Raw genomic sequence first — 216 nt, forward strand, 5'->3', positions numbered from 1 at the left:
CCCTGCGAAAGATGGAACCCTCTGTATTGATGGAGATTTTCACGCAATTACTTTCACTGGTTCATGAAAAAACAGTGGTGCAATCAAACGAAAGAGTGTTTCTAATTGATTCGTCCACTTTTTCACTCAATAAAACACGGTATCCCTGGGGCACGTTTCGCCCGACTAAGTCGGGAATCAAACTGCACTTAAAGGTCTGTCATATGAAAGAAGGAT

General features: G+C 42.1%; 1 pseudogene. It reads left to right on the forward strand.

The features are described from left to right. Window positions 1-26: 26 nt before the first annotated feature. A pseudogene (locus ACYQ4S_RS13135) lies at window positions 27-216 on the forward strand (IS4 family transposase); the annotation flags it as partial.

It is taken from the genome of Alkalibacterium sp. s-m-28 (assembly GCF_054658175.1).